Source organism: Paraburkholderia sp. GAS206C (assembly GCF_050435645.1).
GTDB lineage: Bacteria > Pseudomonadota > Gammaproteobacteria > Burkholderiales > Burkholderiaceae > Paraburkholderia > Paraburkholderia phenazinium_B.
The window spans coordinates 268,089-294,737 of sequence record NZ_JBNDKR010000005.1; the positions used below are offsets into that span (position 1 = coordinate 268,089).

At 60.6% G+C, this 26,649-nt stretch carries 20 protein-coding genes; 7 read left to right on the top strand and 13 right to left on the bottom strand.

Features of this window, described 5'->3' with window-relative positions:
- Positions 1 to 5: 5 nt before the first annotated feature.
- From P3T20_RS15965 to P3T20_RS15985, 5 genes are all read left to right on the top strand, one after another.
- The gene (locus P3T20_RS15965; RefSeq protein ID WP_429287310.1) at positions 6 to 887 is read left to right on the top strand and encodes an aldo/keto reductase family oxidoreductase; all 882 of its coding nucleotides are present in this window, start codon (positions 6 to 8) and stop codon (positions 885 to 887) included.
- Between the two features lie 217 nt (positions 888 to 1,104).
- Positions 1,105 to 2,625, top strand: a complete 1,521-nt coding sequence (locus P3T20_RS15970; RefSeq protein ID WP_429287311.1) for a sugar ABC transporter ATP-binding protein — start codon at positions 1,105 to 1,107, stop codon at positions 2,623 to 2,625.
- Positions 2,622 to 3,653, top strand: coding sequence for an ABC transporter permease (locus P3T20_RS15975; RefSeq protein WP_429287312.1), 1,032 nt, complete (start codon positions 2,622 to 2,624; stop codon positions 3,651 to 3,653). Before P3T20_RS15970 ends, P3T20_RS15975 begins: the two co-directional genes overlap by 4 nt.
- 74 nt (positions 3,654 to 3,727) lie before the next feature.
- Positions 3,728 to 4,702, top strand: coding sequence for a substrate-binding domain-containing protein (locus tag P3T20_RS15980; RefSeq protein ID WP_074267070.1), 975 nt, complete (start codon positions 3,728 to 3,730; stop codon positions 4,700 to 4,702).
- 197 nt (positions 4,703 to 4,899) lie between these two features.
- Positions 4,900 to 5,871 carry a LysR family transcriptional regulator gene (locus P3T20_RS15985; RefSeq protein WP_074267069.1) on the top strand — a complete coding sequence of 324 codons (972 nt, stop codon included), beginning with the start codon at positions 4,900 to 4,902 and terminating at the stop codon, positions 5,869 to 5,871.
- A 2-nt stretch (positions 5,872 to 5,873) separates the two neighbouring features.
- Here the strand turns inward: P3T20_RS15985 and P3T20_RS15990 are convergent, their stop codons facing one another.
- The 6 genes from P3T20_RS15990 to P3T20_RS16015 all read right to left on the bottom strand — a co-directional run bounded on the left by P3T20_RS15990 (position 5,874) and on the right by P3T20_RS16015 (position 13,765).
- On the bottom strand, positions 5,874 to 7,352 hold the full coding sequence (locus P3T20_RS15990; protein WP_429287313.1) for a M81 family metallopeptidase: 1,479 nt from the start codon (positions 7,350 to 7,352) through the stop codon (positions 5,874 to 5,876).
- Between the two features lie 37 nt (positions 7,353 to 7,389).
- The gene (locus tag P3T20_RS15995) at positions 7,390 to 8,553 is read right to left on the bottom strand and encodes an iron-containing alcohol dehydrogenase (protein WP_429287314.1); all 1,164 of its coding nucleotides are present in this window, start codon (positions 8,551 to 8,553) and stop codon (positions 7,390 to 7,392) included.
- Positions 8,554 to 8,577: 24 nt separating this feature from the next.
- The gene (locus P3T20_RS16000; protein ID WP_429287452.1) at positions 8,578 to 9,969 is read right to left on the bottom strand and encodes an aldehyde dehydrogenase family protein; all 1,392 of its coding nucleotides are present in this window, start codon (positions 9,967 to 9,969) and stop codon (positions 8,578 to 8,580) included.
- A 24-nt stretch (positions 9,970 to 9,993) separates the two neighbouring features.
- Positions 9,994 to 11,379: a glutamine synthetase family protein gene (locus P3T20_RS16005; protein ID WP_429287315.1), complete on the bottom strand. Its 1,386-nt coding sequence runs from the start codon at positions 11,377 to 11,379 to the stop codon at positions 9,994 to 9,996.
- A gap of 166 nt (positions 11,380 to 11,545) precedes the next feature.
- Positions 11,546 to 12,817, bottom strand: coding sequence for an HD domain-containing protein (locus tag P3T20_RS16010; protein WP_429287316.1), 1,272 nt, complete (start codon positions 12,815 to 12,817; stop codon positions 11,546 to 11,548).
- Positions 12,818 to 12,850: 33 nt separating this feature from the next.
- The gene (locus P3T20_RS16015) at positions 12,851 to 13,765 is read right to left on the bottom strand and encodes a LysR family transcriptional regulator (RefSeq protein WP_429287317.1); all 915 of its coding nucleotides are present in this window, start codon (positions 13,763 to 13,765) and stop codon (positions 12,851 to 12,853) included.
- 109 nt (positions 13,766 to 13,874) lie between these two features.
- Here P3T20_RS16015 and metE point away from each other — a divergent pair, with 109 nt between their 5' ends.
- Positions 13,875 to 16,166 (top strand): 5-methyltetrahydropteroyltriglutamate--homocysteine S-methyltransferase, encoded by a 2,292-nt coding sequence (gene metE, locus P3T20_RS16020; protein ID WP_429287318.1) that lies wholly within the window; start codon positions 13,875 to 13,877, stop codon positions 16,164 to 16,166.
- A 226-nt stretch (positions 16,167 to 16,392) separates the two neighbouring features.
- The gene (locus tag P3T20_RS16025; RefSeq protein ID WP_429287319.1) at positions 16,393 to 17,676 is read left to right on the top strand and encodes a cystathionine gamma-synthase family protein; all 1,284 of its coding nucleotides are present in this window, start codon (positions 16,393 to 16,395) and stop codon (positions 17,674 to 17,676) included.
- Between the two features lie 82 nt (positions 17,677 to 17,758).
- Here P3T20_RS16025 and P3T20_RS16030 read toward each other — a convergent pair whose 3' ends face one another.
- From P3T20_RS16030 to P3T20_RS16060, 7 genes are all read right to left on the bottom strand, one after another.
- Positions 17,759 to 19,231, bottom strand: coding sequence for an NAD-dependent succinate-semialdehyde dehydrogenase (locus P3T20_RS16030; protein ID WP_429287320.1), 1,473 nt, complete (start codon positions 19,229 to 19,231; stop codon positions 17,759 to 17,761).
- A 14-nt stretch (positions 19,232 to 19,245) separates the two neighbouring features.
- Entirely contained in the window at positions 19,246 to 20,328 is a 1,083-nt protein-coding gene (locus P3T20_RS16035; RefSeq protein WP_429287321.1) for a tartrate dehydrogenase, read from the bottom strand.
- Between the two features lie 128 nt (positions 20,329 to 20,456).
- On the bottom strand, positions 20,457 to 21,515 hold the full coding sequence (locus P3T20_RS16040; protein WP_429287322.1) for a cyclase family protein: 1,059 nt from the start codon (positions 21,513 to 21,515) through the stop codon (positions 20,457 to 20,459).
- A complete protein-coding gene (locus tag P3T20_RS16045; protein ID WP_429287323.1) occupies positions 21,512 to 22,825 on the bottom strand; it encodes an MFS transporter in 1,314 nt (437 codons plus the stop codon). The genes P3T20_RS16040 and P3T20_RS16045 overlap by 4 nt, the downstream gene beginning before the upstream one ends.
- Positions 22,826 to 22,936: 111 nt before the next feature.
- Complete coding sequence (hpaI, locus tag P3T20_RS16050) at positions 22,937 to 23,719, bottom strand: 4-hydroxy-2-oxoheptanedioate aldolase (RefSeq protein ID WP_429287453.1); 783 nt, start codon at positions 23,717 to 23,719, stop codon at positions 22,937 to 22,939.
- Positions 23,691 to 24,977, bottom strand: coding sequence for an MFS transporter (locus P3T20_RS16055; protein WP_429287454.1), 1,287 nt, complete (start codon positions 24,975 to 24,977; stop codon positions 23,691 to 23,693). The genes hpaI and P3T20_RS16055 overlap by 29 nt, the downstream gene beginning before the upstream one ends.
- Positions 24,978 to 25,076: 99 nt before the next feature.
- Positions 25,077 to 26,606, bottom strand: coding sequence for a UxaA family hydrolase (locus P3T20_RS16060; RefSeq protein ID WP_429287455.1), 1,530 nt, complete (start codon positions 26,604 to 26,606; stop codon positions 25,077 to 25,079).
- Positions 26,607 to 26,649: the final 43 nt, after the last annotated feature.

Below are 26,649 nucleotides of genomic sequence, written 5' to 3' on the forward strand. Positions count from 1 at the left end.
GCGTTATGACTACACCTACCCCTGTAGACACTTTTAAGCTTGCCGGCCGCACCGTCAAACGGATGGGCTACGGCGCCATGCAGCTTGCGGGGCCCAACGTATTTGGTCCCCCGAAGGATCGTGACGCGGCCATCGCGGTGCTTCGCGAAGCCATTGCGTCGGGCGTCGACCACATCGATACGAGCGATTTCTACGGGCCGCATGTCACCAACCAGATCATTCGCGAAGCGCTTCACCCTTATCCGGACGATCTCGTCATCGTCACCAAGGTGGGCGCGGTTCGTGGCGACGACGGCGCCTGGCTTGCAGCAACCGACCCGAAAGATATCGAACGCGGCGTCCACGATAACCTTCGCAATCTGGGTCTCGACACGCTCGAGGTCGTCAATATGCGGATCATGGGCAAGATCCACGGTCCAGCGGAAGGTTCGATTGCCAGGGAGGTCGAAGCATTGGCCGAACTTCAGCGTCAAGGCCTGGTTCGCCACATCGGGCTGAGCAACGTGACCTCGACGCAGGTTGCCGAAGCGCAGGGCATCGCGGAGATTGTCTGCGTGCAGAACCATTACAACCTCGTGCAGCGCGAAGACGACGCGCTGGTCGACGAACTCGCCGCCAAGGGCATCGCGTACGTGCCGTTCTTCCCGCTTGGCGGATTCACGCCGATTCAGTCGTCGGGGTTGTCCAAGGTCGCGGAATCGATCGGTGCAACGCCAATGCAGGTCGCGCTCGCGTGGCTCTTGCATCGTTCGCCTAACATTCTGCTGATTCCGGGTACCTCGTCGGTCGGGCATTTGCGCGAAAACCTGCGGGCGGCGCAGTTGAAGCTGTCCGAAACGGTGCTCGCTGAACTGGACACGATCCGTCAGGTAAGCGGGGAGCATTAAGCGCAGGGTTTGATGAACTGAACGCAATGCCTCGGACGACCGGGGCATTTGCCAAATATCAGGGTAAGTATCGAGAAGCAAGCGCTTGTAGGAGCGCTTAGCTTTTCGTAGGCTTGTTGGGGAAGTAAGGAATTAACGAACCCCTGCGTTGGGGACGCCCGCCTACACCGGAAAAGAACCTGCGTATGCCCGTACGTCAAGCTCGCGCCGGCATGCCATGACGGCTTGCCACCTGGAATTACTGGGAATCCGCAAACGCTTCGGCGGTGTTCATGCGCTGAAGGGGGTCGATTTCGACGTCGCGGCCGGCGAGGTGCACGTTCTGCTCGGCGAAAACGGCGCGGGCAAATCCACGTTGATGGGGGTATTGTCGGGCGCAGTTCGGCCCGATGCAGGTGTCATCAAACTCGACGGCAATCCGCTGAGCTTCGCGAGCCCTCGCGACGCCCATGCTGCGGGAATCGCCATGATCCCGCAGGAACTCGATCTGGTTCCGGGCCTCGACATCGCGGGCAATCTGTTCCTCGGCAACGAGATGACCCGTTGGGGCGTGCTGGCCGGCGCCGCCATGCGGCGCAAAGCGCAGGATCTGCTGGCTCATGCAGGCGTGTCGCTGGATGCCAGTCTGCCGGTTTCGAGCCTGCGGATGGGCGAGCGCCAGCTTGTCGCGATCGCCAAAGCCTTGTCGGCCAATGCACGCATCCTCATCATGGATGAACCCACCGCCGCTTTGTCGGCTGTCGAAGCGGACCATCTCTTCTCCGTCGTGAAAGAGCTATCCGAACGCGGCGTCGGGATCGTTTATATCTCTCACCGGCTTGAGGAGGTGACGCGCATCGCGCACCGCGTGACGGTGATGCGCGACGGCGCCGTGGTCGGCACGACTGCCCCGGATGCGCCGCAAGCTACGCTTGTCCAGCTTCTCGTCGGGCGCCCGTTCTCCGATCTGTTCCCACCGCGCTCAGAAAAGATAGGGGCACCGATCCTGCGACTCGAACACGCTGCCTTCGAGTCCAACATCCCACGTGTCGGCTGGCAGGTGCCACGCGATGTTTCGCTGACCGTCCACGAAGGCGAGATTGTCGGTCTCGCGGGCATCATGGGAGCGGGACGTACGGAACTCCTGTCGACCCTGTACGGCTTCGGCACAAGCGGACATTGGCGCGGACTCGTCGAAGTGCGTGGCCGGCCAACTGCACTCGGTCATATCAAGGCCGCCCGCCAGGCGGGAATTGCTTATGTCACTGACGACCGGCGCGGCACCGGACTGATCCTCAATCACACCGTCGCGCAGAACACAGTAATGTCGACGCTAAAGCGCGTCACGCCCTTTGGCCTCGTCTCACGTGCACTCGAACGGCGCGAGGTGATCCGCGCCCTTGAAGACTACGACGTACGTCCGCGGCGCCCCGAAGCCAAGGTCGTCAACCTCTCGGGCGGCAACCAGCAGAAGGTCGTGTTCGCCAAGGAACTGATGAGCGATCCGGGCTTGCTGCTGCTCGACGAACCGACTCGCGGCGTCGACGTCGGCGCCAAGGCTGAAATCTACCGGCGCTTGCGCAGCCTCGCGGAACAGGGGCTTGGCGTGCTGGTGGCGTCTTCGGAACTGCCGGAGCTGATCGGCCTGTGCGACAAGATCATTGTGATGCACGCGGGGCAGACGATTCAGGAATTCGGCCCGAATCCCAGCGAAGAGGCGATCCGGCGCGTCAGTGAAGGGGAGGGACTGGCCGCATGAGCACGACACCGACATCCACCACGGCCGGAGACCGTCCACGTGGCCTGCTCACTTATCTAGTCCGGTTTCAGAGCCTGCTGGGACTCATACTCGTGATGGCCGCCGGCATTATCTGTTCGCCGCGCAGGCACGGCCACATCCTGTTTCTTGCGCCCGACAACATCGCCAATATCATCCGGTCGATCTCCGAAACCGGCATTCTTGCGCTCGGCATGACGTTCGTGATTATCGCGGCCGGCATCGATCTCTCCGTTGGCGCGGTGCTCGGACTCTGCTCGGTATTGACCGCGACCTTGTTTATCAACCAGGGCTGGGGGCTCTGGAGCACGCTGTCACTGGTCATCGTGACGGGAGTGATATTCGGCGCCATTCAGGGAGCCATCTCTACCGCGTTTCGCATTCAGGCGTTTATCGTCACGCTCGCCGGTCTGCAGGCAGCGCGCGGTTTCGCTTTGATCGCCTCCAATAACGCTTTCATCAACATCCAATATGGCGTGGGCCCTGGCAACGCGCCACCGGCCTTCGGGGTGCTCGGCGAGAGAATCGGCGGTGTTTTCCCTGTTGCTACGCTGGTGTTCGTGGTGCTCGCGGTCATCGCTGCGTTCCTGCTTAACAACACGCGTTATGGGCGCTATGTCGTCGCTGTCGGCGGCAATGAGAAGGCGGCGCGTCTGTCCGGCATTCCGGTCAGCGCGATCAAGATCTCGGTCTACGCACTGACCGGTTTCGCCTCCGCGATTGCCGGCATCGTTCACGCGGGACAGTTTTCATTCGGTAGCCCTAACGACGGCCTGGGCTATGAGCTCAACGCGATCGCCGCCGTCGTAATCGGCGGCACCGACCTGTTCGGCGGTGCCGGTTCGATGATCGGCACGATTGCAGGCGCCATCATGCTGGGGGCGCTCGCCAATATCCTGCAGCTCAATGACGTCAGTGCCGCCATGCAGCTTCTCGCGACGGGCGCAATCATCGTGATCGCCGCAGCACTGCAAACCTACGTCGTCGGCCGCGGAGGTTCGAAGCGGTAGTCTCTCGCGCGGCTCCCGGCGGCGAAGATCGGGGTTGCGTCCGGCATCTTTCAAAACGATTTGGAGACGGACACATGAAAACACTTCTGCAGACGACTTTGCTTGTTGCCGGCGCGGCTGTCGCCTCCGGCGCGTGGGCTGCGGGTACGCCGCTCGCGAAAGAGTGCGGGCCGAATAACGATTACGTGATCGGCTTTAGCCAGGCCAACTTCAAGGAGCCGTATCGCGAGCACGTCAATCACGAGCTCGAGCGCCTCGTGAAGAACTACCCGAAATTCAAGCTCGTGATCGCGGACGGACAGGCCAGCGTGAACACGCAGGTGTCGCAGGTCGAGAACTTCCAGACCCAGCACGTCGATCTGCTGATGATCTCGCCGTTCGAGGCCGCGCCGCTCACGCCTGCCGTAACAGCCGTCTACAAGTCCGGCGTGCCCGTGATCGAACTCGACCGCAAGACCACGGGCGACAACTACACGGCTTTCGTGGGTGGGGACAACCGCCAGATCGCGAAAGAAGCGGGCGAGTGGGCAGCGAAGACGTTACTGCCCGATGGTGGCGAAGCGGCGATTCTCGAAGGTCTGCCGAGTTCGTCGCCCGCCATTGAGCGACTCGAAGGATTCAAGGCTGGCATTGCTGCGAATCCCAAGATCAAGCTCGTCGCGGTGCAGCCCGTGGACTGGATGGAAGACCAGGCTGTGACCGTCTTCTCCGCCATGCTGCAATCGCATCCCGACATCAAGCTGGTGTACACCAGCAACGATCTCGCGGCAGCGGGGGCATATATCGCAGCGAAGCAAGCTGGCAAGACCGATCAGGTGAAGATCATCGGCACGGATGGTTTGCCGGGGCCGTCAGGCGGCATCCGCGCGGTCGCGGACGGTCAATGGGCTGCGACTTACACCTATCCCACGGGAGCCGCGCAGGCGCTCGAACTTGCCAAGAAGATCCTGATCGACTGCGCGACCGAGGTGCCACGCAATGTCACGGTGCCGACCCAGCGTATCGACCAGAACAATGCGAAGTCGCTTTTCGGCAAGGAGCAGTTTTAGTTCCGGCTTTAGTCTGAATGATGCACTCCGAGATCGATCGCCTTGTTGCAGCACGGCAAGGCGATCAAAGGACATCCATTTTTTTCACGCTTTAGGTTCCACATTTCTCTACCATCGCTAACGGCGGGTACACTACCTGGAAGCGTCACGCCCCTCACCCGCTCCTGACCACCTCCCGTGGCGAATCAGCCGGTCTTATGCAAAATGGAATCAATTTCGATCTGAAGGCGCTCGAGGTCTTCGTGCTTATCGTCGAATCCGGCGGCATGACGGCTGCCGGTCAGCGGCTCAAAATCACACAGTCCTCCGTCTCTCAAACGTTATCGAACCTAGAGCAGGCGCTCAATCTGCAATTGCTGGATCGCTCGCAGCGTCCCCCGATGCTCACACCCGTGGGTCGTCAGTTTTATAACCGCGCGCTTACGCTGCTGGACGACGCCAGGCATTTGAGTCAGGAGTTCCACAAGCCCCACGGCGAACCGCTCAAACACATTCGCATCGCACTGGTCGATTCCATGGCCACCAGCATCGGCGCCGAGTTGCTGGCCGCAATACGGCAACGCACCGCCAACTGGTCGATGGTGACCGGTCTATCGCATCAACATGCCGAAGCGTTGCTCGCGCGAAAGGTCGACATCATCATCTCCGATGACGTGGTGTCGAAAAACCCTTCGCTGTACCGCCAGCGCATTCTGCGTGAGCCCTTTGTTCTGGTGTTGCCCAGCAATTTCAAAGGAGCGGTTCCTTCTTTGCGCAGCCTGCAGGTCAGAGACGACTTCATTCGCTACAGCAACACCAGCGTAATAGGCCGAAGTATCGAAACGCAGCTGGAAAAATGGGGATTTCGGCCACCCGTGCGCCTGCAACTCGACAACACGTTCGCGATCATGTCTCTCGTGATGGCCAATGCCGGCTGGACCATCACGACGCCACTTTGTTTGCTGCAATCGGGGCTGACCGCAGATAGGCAGTTCTCCCAGGCGTTTCGCCTGGCGCCAGTTCCCGGAGAGGAGTTCTTTCGCGAACTCACCATGGTTGCCCGTCAAGACGATCTAGGCCTGCTACCGCAGCAACTCGCTCAGGACAGCGTGCAGTTGCTAAAGGATCGCTTCTTGCCAATCATCGAGGCCAACGCGCCGTGGTTGCTGCCGTCTATCGTGTTGGGCTGATTTCAAAGCAGCGTGACGCCGGGCCTCAGTTTTTCGTAGCGTAACTGCCGCAAGTCTGCAGCATTGGCGCCGGGCGCGGCCACCACCAGAATTTCGTCCGCAAGCTCACCGAAATCGGCCCGGAAATGAACCGAGCTCTTTAGAACCAGAATGCGGTAGTGAGCCGGATCAGCGCCGAGATGGCGGAACATGGCGCGATCGGCAGCTTGCTGTTTGCGGCTCGATACCACGACCTCGATGCCCAGGGGGCCACCGCAACGCACCCGAGCCATCGGCCCGAGATCCATATGACAGCCAAGGTAGAACGGTCCTGTGCCGGTGAAACGGCCCGTTCCCAGCGCGAGCACCTCAAACGGCACCTGCAGCGGCGGCGCTCCGATGCCACTCGCTGCGCCGAGCGGGATCTCGATCACAGCGCCAACACCAGCGTACGTCGCCGCTTCGGCAAATCCCGCGTCGCACACTACGCCGACGCAAACCCGTTGCGCGTTTTGACGCAACAGTTCGTGAAGGATATCGGTCGTATCGCCACTCCCCCCGCCGCCAGGATTGTCCTGGGTATCGGCCAAGATGATGGTGCCGGCTTCCCTACGTAGTCCCTGCTCAATCGCATACGCAACCGCGTCCGTGGGCGCATATAAACGGCCACCGAAATCAGCCTGCCTCGCGAGAGCAGCTTGCGTCAACGATTCGGCCGCGCGCTCGACCGCCATGCGATCGTGACCATACGCGATCACGCTCGGCCCACTGTGATAAATATCGGCAAGTGGAAAGCCCGGCACAAACTCGGCAGAAAAAACCTGTTCCGATGCCAGTGAATCACCAAGTGCAACCAGACTGCGCATCGGTTCAGCCAAGGTACTTTGCCAAGGCATGGGAATCAGGAAGGGCAATTGGCGGTAGCCCTTGTGCAGCACTCTGCCGCCCAGCAACCGGTCCATTAACTCCCGCGCACGCTGCCCGGTCTGCGCCATATCGACATGCGGGTAGCTGCGGTATGCCAGCAGGCCGCTCGCATGTTCGAACATGGCGGGCGTGATGTTGGCGTGGAAATCGAGCGCGACGACGATCGGAAGCGCGGCACCGACTCTTTGCCTCAAGCGCCGGAGCAACTCGCCCTCGCCGTCCTCCAGATGTTCACTCACCATCGCGCCGTGTAGATCGAGGAACAGCGCATCTAGCGGACCCGCATCGCGGATCATCCGGTCGAGCATGAAGGCAATCGCTTCGAATGCGTCTTCCGTTACCGGGCCGCTTGGATTTGCCGAAGCCCACAATAGCGGCACCAGTTCATGCGAGGTCTGCGCAGCGCGGATAAAACCGTCGATTGCCAGATTCACGCCCGAGACCGCGCCGAACATCTCCTCGCCAACCAGCAAACCGGGCCACGCGTCCGCTTCGACGAAGGTAGCGAAGCGCGCGCGGCTGGCGGCGAAGGTATTCGTCTCGTGTAGAAAGCCGCCAATCCCGATTCTTGCCACGCCATCCCCCAATAACACCGACTCGTTACGACTGGCGTTACAACATGCCTTCTACAGCCGCTACAAAAATGCGACTGTAGTCTGCAGCACTAAACTGAATCGGGTTAGTCCCGGCGGACCCGTCGACCACCGCCATTTCGCCCACCTTCGCCGCGTCTTGCGCACCGATGCCGATCTCACTCAGCGTATGGGGAATGCCCAGCGATTCGCGCATCGCCAACACCCAGTCGAGGAACGATGCAAACGACGGCTGCGCCAGTTCAAGGTAGCGCGCCAACAATTCAATCCGCTCGGCGATGACGGCCTCATTGGCCTTGAGCACATACGGCATCAGAATGGCGTTCAGCATGCCATGGTGAGCGTCATATAACGCACCGAGCGGATGGGCCAGCGCATGCATTGCGCCGAGACCACGCTGAAACGCCGTAGCGCCCATGCTCGACGCCACCAGCATCTGCAAGCGCGCTTCGAGATCGTGGCCATCCTTGACCGCACGCGGCAGAAACTGCTTGATCAAACGAATACCCTCGAGCGCGATGCCCGTGGCCATCGGATGATAAAACGGCGAGCAGTAGGCTTCGAGGTTATGCGAGAGCGCATCCATGCCAGTCGCTGCCGTCAGCTTTGCAGGCAGGCCAACCGTCAGCTCAGGGTCGAGAATAACGACCGCAGGCAACATCTTCGCGTGAAAGATAATCCGTTTCACGTGGGCGTGGTCGTCGGTGATCACCGAGGCGCGTCCCACTTCCGAACCGGTTCCGGCAGTAGTCGGCACCGCCACCACCGGCGCCATACCGGCCACGTTGACGCGCAGATAGTTATCGCCGACGTCCTCGAAATCCCACAGCGGACGGTCTTGCCCAACCATCAGCGCTACGGCCTTAGCCGCGTCGAGGGCCGAGCCGCCGCCGAAGGCGATCACACCGTCATGGCCGCCGGCCTTGAAGATCGCCACGCCATCATCGACATTCTTGCCGGTCGGGTTGCCCTTGATATCGTGAAACAGCCCGCATTCCAGACCGGCGGACCGGCAGTGATCGAGCACGCTACCGATGAGCGGCAACGCCGCCAGACCCGGATCGGTGATCAGAAGCGGCCGGCGCATGCCGAGGCTCTCACACCATTGCGGCAATTCGCGCACACGGCCAGCACCGACCTTCACCGCAGTCGGGTAATTCCAGTTCACGGAGGGAAGTGACATACGAAATTCCTTCGAAGGTCTCGGTCAGAGGCCGGTTTTCAGATGAAAAGATTTGGGTCGCGTCAGGTGCTCGTAACCGACCGCCGACAACGTCGCACCACGGCCCGTGTTCTTCACGCCGGTCCAGGCGAGCGCCGGGTCGAGATAGTCGCAGCGGTTCATAAAGAACGTACCCGTTTCGACGCGCCGACCGATCGATAGCGCGGCTTCTTCGTCGGTGGTGAATACAGCTGCGGTCAAACCGTAGGGGCTGTCGTTCATCAGTTCGATGGCCTGATCATCTCCCGACACAGGCATGATGCCCACCACCGGGCCGAAACATTCGTCGTTCATCAGCGTCATACCGTGATCGACATCCACGAACACACCCGGCGCCACATACGGCGTACCAGTGCGCGACATGCCGAACTGGCTTTCGGCGATCAGATTTTTGGCGCCTTTGGCGAGTGCTTCAGCAATCACTGAACGCACCCCATCCGCTGCCGACGTTCGCACCACTGGACCCAACGTGGTTTGCGCATCGAGCGGATTACCCAATACATATTGGTTCGTCAGCGCCACCGCACGCTCGACAAAATCCTTGTACAGAGGCTGAGCCACATAGATTCTCTGGATGCCGCAGCACGACTGGCCTGAATTGAAGAAGGCCCCGTCGACGAGCATCTCCACGGCATGATCAAGCTTGGCGTCGCTTCGCACATAGGCCGGATCGTTACCGCCCAACTCCAGCCCAACGCCAATAAAGCGCCCTGCTGCCGCTTCCTCGACGATCCGACCGCCGCTAACTGAACCGGTGAAGCAGACAAAGCCGATCTCGTTCGAGCGTATCAAGCGACGCACACGTTCATGGTCGACATGCAGATACTGGAATACACCTTCGGGTGCTCCGGCCTGAACAAAAGCTTGATGGATCAGTTCGGCACACAACGGCGTCTGATCGGAGTGCTTAAGAATCACCGTGTTGCCTGCGAGCAGGGCCGGCACAATACTGTTGACCGCCGTCAGCAAAGGGTAATTCCACGGCGCGATAGTCAACACCACGCCAACCGGTTCACGCGAAATAAACCGCGTAAAGCCGGCTTGCGGTTCCACCTGAACGGGCTTCAATGAATCTTCCGCAATCGCCATCATATGGCGCGCCCGCCCGGCGAAGCCGTCTACCTCACCAGCGGTGTAGCGTAGCGGACGTCCCATCTGTCGGGTAATCGCTTCGGCGATAGTTGCCTTGTTCTCGACAAAGTGATCTATAGCACGGCCAACGAGTGCCAGCCGCTCCGAGAGCGGCGTTGCAGCCCATGCCTTCTGGGCAAGCTGCGCACGCTGCAGCGTTTCCCCGATCTGCGATTCGCTCGCATAAGGGCGGCGCACGAATTCGCTGCCGTCAATCGGGCTAATGGTAATCAACTCATCTTTCATCATGGTGGGCCTGGGTTCCTGGACTCAGATAATCTCGAAGTAACGTGCCAACTCCCAATCGGTCACATGCCGACGGAACTGCCGCTCTTCCCATTCGCGAGTGGCGACAAAGTGCTCGACGAACGCTTCGCCAAACAAGGTCTTCGCGGCTTCGGAATTGCGCAGTCGCTGTGCGGCATCCCACAGGGTGTTGGGCAATCTCAGATGGGCTGGAAACTCTTGCGTATAAGCGTTGCCCTGGACGATCGGTTCTGGCTCCAGGCCCTGCTCGATACCACGCAAACCAGCGCCCAACGCGGCTGCCAGCGCGATATAGGGATTCGCGTCGGCCGAACCGATACGGACTTCAACGCGCTGCGATTTCTCAGAGCCCGGGATCAGCCGCAACGCCGTGGTTCGATTTTCCACGCCCCAGGTTGCATCGAGCGGGGCCCAGTAGCCCGGCACCAGACGCGAATAACTATTCACGGTCTGCGCGAACATCGACATGAATTCGGGCAGATAGCGCTGTACGCCCGCCATAAAATTGGCCTGCTTCGCGCTCATGTTGTGAGGACGACCTGCGTCGTGGAACACCGACTTGCCGGTGCCGATCTCACGCAAAGAGACGTGGATGTGACCGCTCTGTCCCGGATGGTCGTGCGACCATTTCGCCATGAAGGTGGCCATCAGATTGTTCTTCTGGGCCAGCGCCTTGGTAAAGGTCTTGAACAGGATAGCCTTGTCCGCCATATCGGACGCGTTGTCCACCGCGAGGGCGGCCTCCAGCACGCCTGGACCGGTTTCGGTATGCAGGCCCTCGATCGGCATATCCATCTGCTCACACAAATCGAGCAATTGCCGGTAGAAATCGCCCTCAACCGTGCTGCGCAAAACCGAATAACCGAAGTTGCCAGGGGTCCAGTTTTTCAGGCCACGATAATTTTTTTCACGCGCCGAATGCGGCGTCTCGTCGAACATGAAGAATTCATATTCGAGTGCAGAAAAAGCTTCGAAGCCCATATCCGCTGCGCGCTTCAATACGCGCTTCAGCAAGCCTCGCGGGCAGATTGCTTCGGCATCCTCTACGAATTCGCACAGGAAAAACAACATGTCTTCGCCGTCGCCCTGTTCAAGCGGCAAACGCCGGCAGCTCTCCGGCACGATGCGCACCAGAGCATCCGGATAGGCGGTGTGCCAGCCCGTATACTTCGTGTTGTCGTACATCTGGTCATCCACGTCCCAGCCCAGTACGACATTGCAGAATGCGAAACCTGAACGCAGGGCCCCGAGGAATTTATCCTTCCGCAGATATTTGCCGCGCAGAATGCCGTCGACGTCGGATAAACCGACCTTGATATGCGTCAGCCGGCTCGCCTCCACCAGGCGAATCGCATCGTCTAATGTCCTGATTGCTCGTTCTGGCTTCACCTGCGCGTCCATATTCAGTCTCCCCGCGTTGCCGGCTTGTACTTGTTACGGTGACCCATCCTAGAAACGAGAAAATTCCAGATCAACAACAATCGTTATTCTTTATGGCGATGATCGGTTGCGGTAATGATCGGCGCTGTGAGGTCACATGCGAGCGGCGTTTTTCTCAAACGCGGGCTGCAATGTGGAGTTCGCACGGCGTCTGGAACATCTCAGCGGCAATCGGCGCGGCGCGCCCGACTGCCTCTGCCGGAACGAATACGTAGAAGCGCCAGAGGTCCGCATACCGGTCCTGCAGTGCGCATATTTCCGTGGTGGTGCCGCTGCCGGCGTCGTTCAGAAGCTCGAGGCCGCGACTGGTTTCGACGGGCACGGCGGCTTCCTTCATGGCGGTCAATGCCGGACAGTACAACACGACGTCCGCGAAAGGCACGCCCAGTTTCTCTGCCAGCTCCCTCTCGGTTTGCGCGCGCTGCGTGTGCGACACGTGATACCGCGCCACCCAATCCTTTCGCAGTGCGGGCGGCACGCTGCGGCCAGAGACCACGTAGCCGCGTTTGAGTAGATCGCGATTCAACGTGCGGCGCGCGAGGGCGGCGGCATCCGCGATACCGCAACGCGCCAGACGGTCCAGCAATGTCCAGTCGTTAAGTTCAAGCAGATCGCTTTCGACGAGTACGCCATGATCGAGCGCGATCTCCACCGATTTCGAAATCATCGCGCCCGCCACGACCTTGGTGTGGTGGTAGTAGACACGCTCGGTCAGGAAGTAGCGCAGCCGGAGCACGCCGATGATTTCCGAACGGGCGTCGGAACGGTCCATGCCATGCTTGGCAAGTCGGATCACAAGACGGTTGTCGTGCTCGGCGAAGCAGCGGAAGATCCGGTCGTCGTAATCGTGGGACAGGCCGGCAAAGAAGCTGTCGCGGCGGAGATAGTCGAGCAGGTCGGCATCGATGCTGCCCGAGACAATGTCTTTTGCCCAATGAGGCACGCTTTCAGGCGATGGCAGGCCAAGCAGACTGCCCACGGCATCGCGAATGCCCAGGCCGTCCAATGCATGTCCAAGCTCGCCCGCGAACATGTCCGCGAGGCGCGAGCCTTTGTCGTGCCGCGCGAAGAGCCGACGCTCGTCTTCCAGTGTGTGGCCGAACGGCACATGCGTGACGTCGTGGAGCAACGCGGCAACGCCAATCGCATCTTCCAGTTCGGCGGGAACCTGCAGCCCCGAGCGACGCAGACTCGCCACGATACGATGCGCTACCGCGCAGACGCCGACGGAATGATCGAAGCGCGTATGCAACGCTCCGGGATAAACCAGGTGCGCCGTACCAAGCTGCTTGATGCCGCGCAGCCGCTGCATCACCGGCAGATCGAGAATCGTGGTCTCGAGGCTGCCGAGTTCGATATCACCGTGGATGGGGTCGCGTAGCAGCATGTGCGTAGAGCGCGGAGCGTTCGGGAGACTGTGTCATGGCGTGTCCTGTGTTTCAGTCAAAGCCACCGCCGGCATGCGCGCCAGCTCGATAAAGGCCTTGAGGTAATCGATTTCAATGTCGGTTTCGCGGACGCCCAGGAAAATCTGCTTGGCGATGCCTTTCCGCCCAAGCCGCACAGGCACAAGATTCATCTTGCCGGCATATTCTTCCACCAGCCAGCGCGGCAGCGCCGCGACGCCCCTGCCGCTTTCCACCATCTGCAGCATGATGTCGGTGGTCTCGATCGCCTTATGGCGACGAGGCGTGACACCTGCCGGCATCAAAAACTGATTATAGATGTCGAGCCGGTCGGTCTCTACCGGGTAAGTCACCAGCACTTCTCGCGTCAACTGCTCCGGCTTCACATACTCGACGTTGGCAAGCGGATGCTCGCGGTTCACCACCAACACCTGCTCATAGTCGAACACCGGTTCGAAGCGCAAACCCGGCTTGTAGAGCGGATCCGGCGTCACGAGCAGGTCGATCTCATAGCCGAACAACGCGCCAATCCCGCCGAACTGGAATTTCTGTTTGACGTCGACATCCACGTCCGGCCAGCGCGCGAGGTAGGGCGAGACCACCTTCAGCAACCACTGATAGCAGGGATGACACTCCATGCCGATACGCAGCGCGCCCCGCTCGCCCTGTGCGTACTGCTTGAGGCGCTCCTCGGCGAGATCCAGTTGCGGCAGCAGGCGGTTAGCTACCGCAAGCAGGTATTGACCGGCCTGGGTCAAACGCAGGCTACGCCCCTCGCGCAACCAGATATCCGTCCCCAGCTGCTGTTCCAGTTTCTTCATGGAGTGGCTCAGTGCCGACTGCGTCACGCACAGGATCTCCGCCGCGGCGGTCAGCGAGCCGTGCTTGTCCACGGCCTGGACGATGGCCAGATGAACTCTCTCAAGCATGATTGCACATGAGCGAAACTAATGGTTAGGTGAATTATCACCATTTTACTTCATAAGACGCCTTCGTTAGGATGCTCCGATCCGCAACCGACCGAATCAAGGCGACACGATGGCAACGACACACAATCTAGGCTTTCCCCGTATCGGCGCAAAGCGCGAACTGAAGTTCGCGCTCGAGTCCTACTGGAAAGGCGAGTCCTCGCTCGGAGAACTGAAGGCACTGGGCGCGCAGTTGCGCGAGCGTCACTGGACGAACCAGACCGGCCTAGGCTTTGCGGCCGTCGGCGATTTCGCCTTTTACGATCAGGTGCTGGACATGAGCTTCACCCTCGGCAACCTGCCGGAACGGGTGCAAGGCTTCCATGGCGATACCCTCGACAACTACTTCCGCGTCGCCCGCGGCCGTTCGGCCAAAGGTGCCGAAGACCACGCTGCCTGCTGCGGTGGTGTTGCCGCCGGTGAGATGACCAAATGGTTCGACACCAACTATCACTACATCGTCCCCGAGTTCAGCGCCAGCACCGAATTCAAACTGGATGCATCGCGTCTGCTCGAACAACTGGGCGAAGCCAAGGCACAAGGCGTCAAGGCCAAGCCGGTGATCATCGGCCCCGTGACCTATCTGGCAATCGGCAAGGCCAAAGACGATTCCGACAAGCTGGCCCTGCTGCCGCGTCTGCTGCCAGCCTACGCTGAACTGCTTGCCACGCTGGCAGCGCAAGGTGTCGAATGGGTGCAGATCGACGAGCCGATTCTCGTGACCGAACTGTCTGCTGAATGGCAGCAAGCGTATGTCACCGCCTACCAGGCTCTCGCAAACAGCAAGGTCAAGCTGCTGCTGGCGACGTACTTCGGCCAGTTGCTCGGCAACCTGTCGCTGGCGGTCAAGCTGCCAGTGCAAGGCCTGCATCTGGATGCGATCAATGCGCGCACCGAAGTCGACACCGTGATCGCACAACTGCCGCAGGACCGCGTGTTGTCGCTCGGCGTGATCAACGGCCGCAACATCTGGAAGACGGACCTCAACAGCGTGCTGGACTGGCTCGAGCCGGTCGCGAAGCAACTGGGCGAGCGCCTGTGGATCGCACCGTCGTGCTCGCTGCTGCACGTGCCGGTGGACCTGGCAAACGAACAGAAGCTGGATGCGGAAGTCCGCTCGTGGCTCGCCTTCGCGCTGCAAAAGCTGGGCGAACTGAAGGTGCTGGCTACCGCGCTGAACAACGGTCGCGACGCGGTGAAGGCAGAGCTGGCGGCTAACGGTGCCGCGATTGCCGCCCGCCGCGCATCGCCGCGCGTGAACAACCCCGCTGTCAAAGCCGCCCTCGCGAAGATCAATCCGGCCTTGGGCCAGCGCAAGAACGCCTATCCGGCACGCGCTGACAAGCAAGCCGCGTTGCTAAACCTGCCCGCTTACCCGACCACGACGATCGGCTCGTTCCCGCAGACCGGCACGATCCGCCATGCGCGCAGCCAGTTCAAAAGCGGTGCGCTGGATGAAGCCGGTTACAAGCTTGCGATGCGCGCCGAAATCGAACGTAGCGTGCGCGAGCAGGAAGCTCTGGGCCTGGACGTGCTGGTGCACGGCGAAGCGGAGCGTAATGACATGGTCGAATACTTCGGCGAGCAGCTCGACGGCTACGCCTTCAGCCAGTTCGGCTGGGTGCAGTCGTATGGCTCGCGTTGCGTGAAGCCGCCCATCCTGTTCGGCGACATCAGCCGTCCGAAGGCCATGACGGTCGAGTGGGTCAAGTACGCGCAGTCGCTCACCAGCAAGCCGATGAAGGGCATGCTGACCGGCCCGGTCACGATCCTGAACTGGTCGTTCGTGCGTGACGACCAGTCGCGTTCGGTGTCGTGCTATCAGTTGGCCCTGGCGATACGCGAAGAAGTGCTGGACCTCGAAAAGGCCGGCGTGCGCGTGATCCAGATCGACGAAGCAGCCCTGCGCGAAGGTCTGCCGCTGCGTAAGTCGCAATGGGGTGAATATCTCGACTGGGCAGTGACGTCGTTCCGTATCACCGCCAATGGTGTGGATGACGAAACGCAGATCCACACCCATATGTGCTATTCGGAGTTCAACGACATCATCGCGTCGATCGCCGATATGGACGCCGACGTGATCACGATCGAAACCTCGCGCTCGGACATGGAACTGCTGGACGCCTTCGACAACTTCAACTATCCGAACGAAATCGGCCCGGGCGTGTACGACATTCACTCGCCCAACATCCCGACCGAAGAACACATCGTTCAACTGATGAAGAAGGCAGCGGAACGCATTCCGCCGCAACGCCTGTGGGTGAATCCGGATTGCGGTCTGAAGACGCGTCAGTGGGAAGAAGTCATTCCGGCGCTGACCAACATGGTGGCAGCGGCGAAGAAGCTGCGCGCTTCTGCCTAAGGGCTCCTTTTTTTGAATCCACGCCATGTTTGAATGGCGGGGAAACCAACACCGGCCACCTTCGGGTGGCCGGCCGTCGTTTACAGGCACGCTCCTCGCTATAAATCTCCGCCATGGAGTAGCATGATCACGCGCAAGCCAAAAAGAGCGATCCTCTTTCGGCGAAATGCGCGCTGGGACAGCAACCACCGTTCTACCTTCCCTACGACATCACATGGAGCAAAGCATGGCCTATGGCAACTATCACAAGCGCAAGATCGCCGATCGCGATCTGCACCCAGAAACCCAGATGATGTCGTATGGCTACGATCCGTTCCTTTCGGAAGGATCGGTTAAGCCGCCCGTGTTCCTGACGTCGACGTTTGCGTTCCGTACTGCCGAGGACGGCGCCGACTTCTTCGATATGGTCTCAGGCCGCAAGCCTTCGCCCGAAGGCGAAAGCGCGGGCCTCGTCTATAGCCGTTTCAATCACCCGAATCTCGAGATTGTCGAAGATCGACTAGCGTTGCTCGATGGCTCGGAGTCCGCTGTCGTGACGTCGAGCGGCATGTCTGCGATTGCGGCAATTCTGCTGGCATTGCTGCGACCGGGCGATTGTGTGGTTCAGTCCGTGCCGCTTTATGGCGGGACTGAAATGCTCATTTCAAAGTTTCTGCCTGAATGGGGCATCACTTCGCAAGTAATCGAGGATGGGCTTTCGGTCGAGGCGATCCGCGACGCGCTCGAAGCCGCGGCGAAAAAGGGCAACGTGCGAATGTGCTACATCGAGACGCCGGCCAACCCGACCAACGCATTGTTCGACCTTGAAGGACTGCGTCGCGAGATCGACGCGTTCGAAACGCGCCACGGCTATCGTCCGCTTTCGGTTTGCGACAACACGCTTCTAGGGCCGTTGTATCAGAAGCCGGTGAAGCAAGGTATCGACCTCAACGTATATTCGCTGACGAAGTACATCGGCGGTCATAGCGATCTGGTCGCGGGCGGTGTTACCGGTAGCCGTAGTCTGATCACGAAGGTGCGCTCGATTCGCAGCGCGCTCGGCTCGCAACTCGATCCGCACTCGTCATGGATGATCACACGTTCCATGGAAACCCTCGTGCTGCGCATGGAGCAGGCCGCGCGCAGCGGCAGCGCCGTCGCGCGATGGCTCGCGAGCAATCCGTATCATCCGGTGAAAGTTTTGCATCCCGAACTGATTGAAGATCCGACCTACCAGGCGGTTTATCAGCGTCAGTGCAGCGGACCTGGGTCGACGTTTGCCTTCGTGCTCAACGGCGGTCGCGAGCAGGCGTTCAAACTCATCAACGGTTTGAGTCTGTTCAAGTCGGCGGTGAGCCTAGGCGGCACGGAGTCGCTGATTTGTCATCCCGCTTCCACAACACATTCCGGCGTGCCAGCAGAGGCACGCGCCAAGGCAGGCGTGTCGGAGGGATTGATTCGCGTGTCCGTTGGATTGGAGCATCCTGACGATCTGATCGCCGATCTGTCTTACGCGCTGGAACACTGCTGAGTCGCGCAGCGCACGGCTGCGGAGCGTCGTTGGGCTTCGGTTCTGGCACCTGCTACGGGCCAGAACCGAAGAATGCCATTAGTTAATCAAGCCCACCCTGGCAGAGATACTTGATCGACAGATAGTCATCGAGACCATACTTCGACCCTTCGCGGCCATAGCCCGATTCTTTCACGCCACCAAACGGCGCGGCCTCGCTCGAAATCGCGCCCTCGTTGATGCCGACGATCCCCGCTTCCAGCTGTCTTGAGACGCGGTCAATGCGGCGCACATCCTGACTGTAGAAGTACGATGCGAGCCCAAATGGCGTGTCGTTGGCCGCGTGGATCGCTTCCGCTTCATCCTCGAAACGGAACAGCGGTACGACGGGGCCAAAGGTTTCCTCGCAGCTTAGCTGCATCTCGCTGGTGGCATCGGCGAGAACGGTAGGTGCATAGTAGTTCGGACCCAACGCCGTGAGGCGCTTGCCACCGGTGAGAGTGCGTGCGCCTTTCGACATGGCATCATCGACGTGGCGTGCGATCTTGTCGACAGCACGTGTGTTGATCATCGGACCGATCTGCGCGGCGGAGTCGGTGGCCGGCGCGACCTTCAGCGCGGCGACGCGTTTGGCGAGCATATCGCCGAACTTCTCGTACACCGACGACTGCACGTACACCCGGTTCGGGCATACACACGTCTGGCCACCATTGCGAAACTTCGACACGAGCAAGCCTTCAACCGCGGCGTCGAGGTCTGCATCGTCGAACACGATGAACGGTGCGTTGCCCCCCAGCTCGAGCGAGAGCTTCTTGAGCGTCTCGGCCGATTCGCGCGCCAGATACTTGCCAACTGGCGTCGAACCCGTGAAGGTAATCTTGCGCACGCGGCCATCGTGCAACCAATCCGCCACCGTAGGTACCGCACTCTCGCGCGATGAAGCAATCAGGTTAAGCACGCCGGGCGGCACGCCCGCTTCGTGCGCCAGCATCACGAGTGCGAGGGCGGTGAGCGGCGTGTCCTCAGCGGGCTTGCCAACCACCGTGCATCCCACAGCAAGTGCAGGCGCAATCTTGCGCGCGATCATCGCGAGCGGGAAATTCCACGGCGTGATGGCCGCGACCACGCCAACCGGCTCCTTCACCGCGCTCATCCGCTTGCCGCGCTGCTGTTGCGGAATCAGGTCGCCGTAGATGCGCGTCGCTTCATCCGCGAACCACGCGACATACGATGCGCCGTACAGCACTTCGCCACGTCCTTCCGCGAACGGCTTGCCCTGCTCGAGCGAGATCAGGCGGCCAAGCACGTCGGCGTTCTCGAGCATCAACGCGTGCCAACGATGCAGCACGGCCGCGCGATCCTTCGGCAGGGCATCGCGCCATGCGGGGAACGCACGCGCGGCGGCGTCGGTAGCGGCGCGGGCGTCGGCCTCACCGCCATCAGCGATAGTGGCGATCACCTCGCCCGTCGCCGGGTTCGTCACGTCGAAGCGCTTGCCGCCAATAGAAGCGACCCATTTGCCGTCGATAAAATGCTCGGTGCGGATCAGGTCGCTCAGTTCAAATTTCGTTGCCATCGAAATCTCCTTGTTCAGGCGAGCCGTTCGGCAATCGCCTTGCCCACTTCCGTGGTGTTGGCCCGGCCACCGAGATCGCCAGTAAGCGGACCTTCCTTGAGCACCGCCTCGATCGCGGCGAGCATCGCATCGTGAGCCTCACGCTCGGCCCCCTGGTGGTTGCCGAGGAAGTCGAGCATCATCGCCGCCGACCAGACCATCGCGATCGGATTGGCGATGTTCTTGCCGAAGATATCGGGCGCCGAGCCGTGAACCGGTTCGAACAACGAAGGAAACGTGCGTTCGGGATTCATGTTCGCCGAGGGCGCGAGGCCGATCGTCCCCGTACACGCGGGACCGAGATCGGACAGGATGTCGCCGAACAGATTGGTGGCCACGACCACGTCGAAGCGGTCCGGATTCAGCACGAAGCGCGCGCAGAGAATGTCAATGTGCTGCTTGTCCCACGTCACATCCGGATACTGCGCCGCGATGCCGGCGGCGCATTTGTCCCACCATGGCATGCTGATCGCGATGCCGTTGCTCTTCGTCGCGACGGTGATCTTCTTGCGTTCGCGCCGTTGCGCGAGGTCGAATGCGAACTTCAGGACGCGCTCGCTGCCGTGACGCGTGAACACGGACTCCTGCAGCACGAACTCACGGTCCGTGCCTTCGAACATCACGCCGCCCACCGACGAATACTCGCCCTCGGTGTTCTCGCGCACGATCCAGAAATCGATGTCGCCTGCTTTGCGCCCTGCGAGCGGTGAAGGCACGCCGGCAAAGAGACGCGCGGGACGCAGGTTGATGTACTGATCAAATTCGCGCCGGAACTTCAGCAGCGATCCCCACAGCGAGATATGGTCAGGCACCGTCTCCGGCCAGCCGACCGCACCGAACAGAATCGCATCCATGGGCTGCAGTTGCGCTTTCCAGTCGTCTGGCATCATCTGACCATGCCTCGCGTAGTAGTCGCAGCTTGCCCATTCGATGTGCTTGAATTCCAGCGCGATACCGAATTTTTTGCTGGCGGCTTCCAGCGCGCGCAACCCCTCCGGCATCACTTCCTTGCCAATGCCATCTCCGGGGATGACGGCGATGCGGTACGGCTTGTTCATGTGACTCTCCTCTGCAGATAACGAATGGTCCATTGAGCGACCCGGCGAATTGCGCAGGTTTCTCTTTCAAAAGATGGGGCCTCGGGATTCATTTTCGCTCTAACGCGAGAATCACGCTGCCAACTGCCCTACACGGTGGCCACAGGCGTCACCGGGGAGCCCACTGCGCCCGGCAAACGCAGCGGCGGTGCGGTAAGCAGAAACCGGCTGCGTCCGTTTGCGTGCAACCAGTCGGCAAGTTCGCTCAGATGCCACAATTCGCCGAGATACACGCCCAGCCGGAACAGACAGAGATCATGCAACGGATGCGAGGCATACCGATCACTTTCAGCGGCTTTGGGCGGCAACATCTCCACAGCGGCGTTGTCCGAGATCAGCGCTACCACTTCGGATTCGACAATCCAGTCGCGCAATTTCTCGTCCCGGCCGTCGAGCGCAGCGAAACTTTGGTTCAGGCGGCTCATGTCGGGATTGCCGGCCATTTCGATCAACGCTTCATCCGTGCCGGTACGCAGACAGACCATGTCGCCTGGCTCGACGTCCACGCCTTGAGCGTCCATCGCTTCGCTCAACTCGGCGTAACCAACAGCTACCTTCTTCGTGCCGAAATGACGCTTGAGGTCGATCATGACGCCGCGTCCTTGCACGCCCGTCGCAGCCATGTTTTCGATCCCGAGGCGCTTCGCACCCACAGGATGCTCCACGACACGTTCGTTACCATTCCGGTAATCGATCGGCCCGACGATATCCTCTCCCGCGCGAAAGCCGTTATAGAAGACCATTTCCGGCACACCATCGCCCATGAGATCAAACCACTGCCCCATATGCGCGAGGCTGTCCCACTGCGTCGAGTACTGGAGCGCCAGATGGACCGTGTCGTCGCAGATGACATCCAGTAGATGAGGGTTATCGCGTGACAGCGGGTACGTCATGTTCGGGCGGCTGCCTCGCCGCGTCGGCTCGATGCGGGGCGGTTGACGGCGCGGATTAAGCGCCGTCCCGCCCGGACAGTCGAGCGGCAAACTCAGACAGAAAACGCGACCTTCACTGACTTCTCGTATGCCCTGGAGGACCTTCTCTGGCGTCAGCAGATTGAGCCGTCCAAGTTGATCGTCGGGACCGAAGTCGCCCCAGTTCGAATCCTCCGGCCGTTGATTCCACCGCCGGGCACTGCTTGACCGCATCATCTCACTACATCTCCTATGGCAAAACTCGCGTCTTCGTTGGCACCATCCAGACCTGACCGGGTCTCTGGACCAACTTCCTCGTCGGGCATCCAGCGCGACGTATTGAAGACGCTGATGGCGATGATCAACAATGCCCCTGCGGCGATAAACGACGCCATCGAAAATCTGAGTCCGAGCGACGGCGTCACAAGCGCGATCACGTAGGGCGCAGCCACGCTCACCGAAGTCATCGCGTAGCTAATGCCGATGCCGGTTGCCCGAGCTGCGACCGGGAAACGCCGCGCCTGATAGAGCGGCAGGATGCCGAATAGTCCGTTCGCGAACATGCCCATCAGAAATGCGCCGACACCCAGCTGAAAGTGATCGGAAACAAGCGTGTAGAGGACCGTGGACGGAATCACGATCGTCATGAAGACGATGATGGTCAAGCGCTCGCCGAAACGGCTCGCCGCATAACCTGAGAGCGGCTTGCCAATCACCGAGCCGACCGAATAAGCCACGATAAAAGGAAATATCGAACCTGAGTCCAGATGTTGAGTCGTGAGCAGGAACGTCGGATAAAGCACCTGTACGGCCCAAAGCATGAAGTTGATGCCTGCCGAAAACGCCCAGGCCTGCGCGACAGCAGGATTGAATACGAACGGCTTGAACTTTCGACCTTCCTTTTTGTGTTGCTGCTGACGCACCCAGTCGTCCGATTCCTTGACGTTACGACGCAGGAAAAGCGTAAGCAGTGCAGGCACTACGCCGATAAAAAACATCCAGCGCCAGCCGAGCACCGGAAACACAAAATGGAACGAGAGTGCCGCCAGCATGTAGCCGAACTCGTAGCCCGCGACCATGATGCCGGAGGCAAGCGGACGGATTTTTTCGGGTACGGTCTCCATCAACAGCGATACGGAGGCCGTCCATTCACCACCGAACCCGAGGCCAAACAGGATGCGTAACGCCATGAACGACGCATAGCTCCATGCGAGCCCACTCAAGCCGGCGGCGCACGAAAACCATAGTACGGCGGCCATAAACGCGAACTTTCGGCCGAAGCGGTCGGCAGCGAGTCCCCACCCAATCGTGCCCGCGATCTTGGCGAAACCCGTGGCGGTGACGATGAACGCCATCGCAGGCAGACCCACGTCGAACACCGTGCGCAGATGCGGAATCAGAAACAGGAGGATAGTGAAGTCGAACGCGTCGAGCGCCCAGCCTGCTGTCGCGGCGAAAATAATGTGCCAATGCTTCCTGAGCAAAGCTGCATTCGAATGTGTCGCCCCTTCCGCGAAGGTAGCGGGCTCCATTGCGTTGTGGGGCATGGATTGTCTCCTGATGGTCAAAGTCCGACGTGATACGGGGCTTACGCCCCGCTTTTATCGCTCTGGTTTGCACGGCCCATGCTTAGGCTTGCCGGGTCCGTGCGCCATGGTTCATTGCTCGATGAATTCCCGGGCAAGCTTGCGAGCCGCGTTCGCGAACATGAGAATGTCCACACCGGTCGCGACGAATGTGCAGCCAAGCTCGAGATAGCGGCGCGCGAGTGTCTGGTCCGATGTCAACGTGCCGGCTGCCTTACCCGAAGCGACGATGGTGCGAATCGCCCCCTCGATCGCCTTCTGTACCTCCGGATGAGTGGGCTTGCCGCGATATCCCATCGACGCTGCCAGATCCGCCGGGCCGATGAATACACCATCGACACCGTCGACCTCGCAGATCGCCTGTAGATTCTCGAGCGCCGTGACGGTCTCCGCTTGCACGAGCAGACAGATTTCGCTGTCCGCAATGTCCAGATAGTCGGCACGCGAACTCCAGCGCGACGCACGTCCCACCGCACTGCCCACGCCACGAATTCCGTGCGGCGGATAGCGCACAGCGGCGACACTCGCGCGGGCCTGATCGGCGGTATCGATCATCGGAATCAGCACGTTGCGCGCGCCGATATCGAGCAGCCGCTTGAGCAACGCCGGATCGGCGTTCACAGGACGCACGACGGGTTCGGCGCGATAAGGCGCAACGGCCTGCAATTGCCCAAGAATGCTGCGCACGTCGTTCGGAGCGTGCTCTGCGTCGATCAACAGCCATTCAAAGCCAGCGGTCGCGCTGACTTCGGCCAGATAGGAATCGGCCATCGAAAGCCAGAAGCCGATCTGCTTCTGGCCGTTTGCGAGCGCCGTCTTGAACGGATTAAGCACGGACGTCGACGTTGCGTTCATCACGATTTCTAGCCTCCATGGGGACTTGATTGAACTGGATGGGTTCCACTTTGCCGAGCAGGAACAGATAGTTGAGCATCGCGATCACGATCAGCGCCGACGAGAACAGCAACGCCGCAACGAAGGAACCGGTTGAACCCACGATCGCACCCGTGACAACCGGGCCGACTACGCCGCCCATGTTCGAAACGGTGTTCTGGATACCCGCAACGCGTGACACCATGTTGCGTGGCGCGACATCTCCGGGCAGTGCCCAGACCTGGGATGCAGCGACGGTCGTGCCTGATTTCGCCACGCAGAGTAACGCGACCGCCACCAAAGGTGAGGCGGCGAATGCCGCGAAGCCGATACTCGACGCCATCAACAGGCCGATGATGAGAAACAGTTTGCGGGTTGCCGTGAGCGAGAGCCGTCCCGAGGCATACACGTGATCCGAGGCCCAGCCTGCGAAGATCTCGACGACCATCGAAAGGATGAGCGGCAACGAAGCCATGAAGCCCATTTCCATCATGCTCATGCCACGTTCCTTGACGAGATACGTCGGCAACCACGTGATGAAGAAGTAAGAGTTGTAGTTGATCATGAAGAAGCCGATACACATGGCCCAGATGTTCCGGTATGCGAACAGTCGGTACCAGGGAACATCGGCAAGCGCGGCACCGTTCTGGCGCGGCGCTTCTTCATCGGCGCGAATGTAGGCGAGTTCGGATGCGCTGACACGCCGATGATCGGCCGGCGAGTTCTTGAACACCAACACCCAGACCACGCACCAGACCAGCCCAAGCGCGCCGGTAATCGCAAACGTGACTTTCCAGTCGAAGACCGCCAGCAGCCAGGCAATCAACGGAAGCGCGATGGCGCCGCCAAGCTTCGATCCGCTATCGAAGATGCCCGCGACGGTGGCGCGCTCCTGGCGCGGAAACCACCGCGTCGCGATGCCCGCATTGCTCGGATAGGAGCCCGCTTCGCCCACACCCAGCATCACCCTCAGCGCCACGAGCGATTTGAAACCGCTGGCGAGTCCGGTCACGGCCGTCGCGAGCGACCACCAGAATACGGCCATGCCCAGTACGATCTTCTGCCCGAAGCGGTCGGCAAGCATGCCTGCGGGCAGTTGCAGCAGCGCGTAGGACCAGAAGAACGCCGACATCACGATGCCCATCTCCATGGCGCCAAGATGGAACTCGGACTGAAGATGGGGTGCCGCGGCGGATAGCACCGTCCGGTCAATGTAGTTGATCGCAATGGCTGACCACATCAGGCCAGCCACCACCCAGCGCACTTTGCTGCGGGGCTCCTGTTGCAACGCTTGGCTCAATCTCTGTCTCCGATTTTGTTGTAGGTGCGAGGCGGCGTTTCAGCTAACGATGCCCATGTGCCAGGGCACGAACTCGTGATCGCCCAGGCCGAGCAGTTCGCTGCGGGTACGTTCGCCCGATGCGGCCCGCAGGATGTGCTGGAAGATGTCCTCGCCCATTTCTTCGACTGAGCGTTCGCCATCGAGGATCAGTCCGCAGTTGATATCCATGTCGTCGCGCAGCCGCTCGAACATCGGCGTGTTGCTTGCGAGCTTGATCGTGGGCGCGGGCTTCGAACCGAACATGGAGCCGCGGCCGGTCGTGAAGCAGATCAGGTTTGCACCGCTGGCGATCTGCCCGGTCACCGCGACGGGGTCGTAGCCGGGCGAGTCCATGAAGACGAAGCCGGCGCGATCGATCGGCTCGGCATATTCGTAGACGGCCTGCAGCGGCGTCGTCCCGCCTTTCATCGCAGAACCAAGCGATTTCTCGAAGATGTTGGCGAGTCCGCCTTGCTGATTACCCGGTCCTACGACGCCATTGAACTGGCCGTTGTGTCCGCGCGTGTACTGCTCCCACCACGTAAGCCGGTCGAGCAGTTTCTGGCCGACCTCCGGCGTCACCGCGCGGCGCGTCAGCATGTATTCGACACCATGAATTTCGGGGGTTTCGGAAAGGATCGCGGTGCCGCCGTGGCGCACCAGAATATCCATCGCCGCGCCCAGGGCCGGGTTCGCCGTGATGCCGGAAAAGCCGTCCGAGCCGCCGCATTCCAGACCGATCTTGATGTGACTCGCGGGCACCGGACTGCGGCGAATATCGTTCGCAGCCGGCAGCATCTGCTCTATGGCAGCGATCCCTGCCGCGATCGTCGCACGGGTGCCGCCCTCGTCCTGCATGACCAGCGTGTGGACCGCGGCACCGGCCTGAAGCCCCTGCGATTCGAGCAAGGCGCCGACCTGATTGCGCTCACAGCCTAGCCCGACGATCAGCACGCCGCCAAGATTCGGATGACGCGCATAGCCGGCGAGCGTGCGGCGCAAGACATCGAAGTGTTCGCTAGGCGAAGACATCCCGCAGCCGCTGGTCTGCGCAAACGCGACCACGCCGTCGACATTCGGGTAACGTGCGAGCCGCTCAGGCGTAAACCACGCGGCGATATTCTTGATGACGGTAGAAGAGCAGTTGACCGAGGCCAGAATGCCGATGAAGTTGCGCGTCGCGACGCGCCCATCGGGTCGCACGATGCCGTTGAAGGTTGCCCGTTCGGCTTGTTCAACGTACTCGACGGGACGCACATCCAGGCAGAAACCCGGATCGCGTTCGAAATCGATCAACTCGACGTTGTGCGTATGGACGTGATCACCCGCCTCGATGTCGCGAGCGGCCCGGCCAATGATGGTGTCGTATTTGCGGATGGCCGCGCCCCGCGGAATATGTTGCGCCGCCACTTTATGACCCGCGGCAACCTGGGCGCGCATGCGGATGGCCGCATCGCCAATGGAAAGCTGTTGCCCGATGGACAACGCCTCGCGCGCGATCAGTACATTGTCCGCGGCGTTAAGCCGGATTAGCGGCTCGTTCACCATCATCTCACCAGCCTGCGACATACACGTCTCCTGTCTCTGCAAG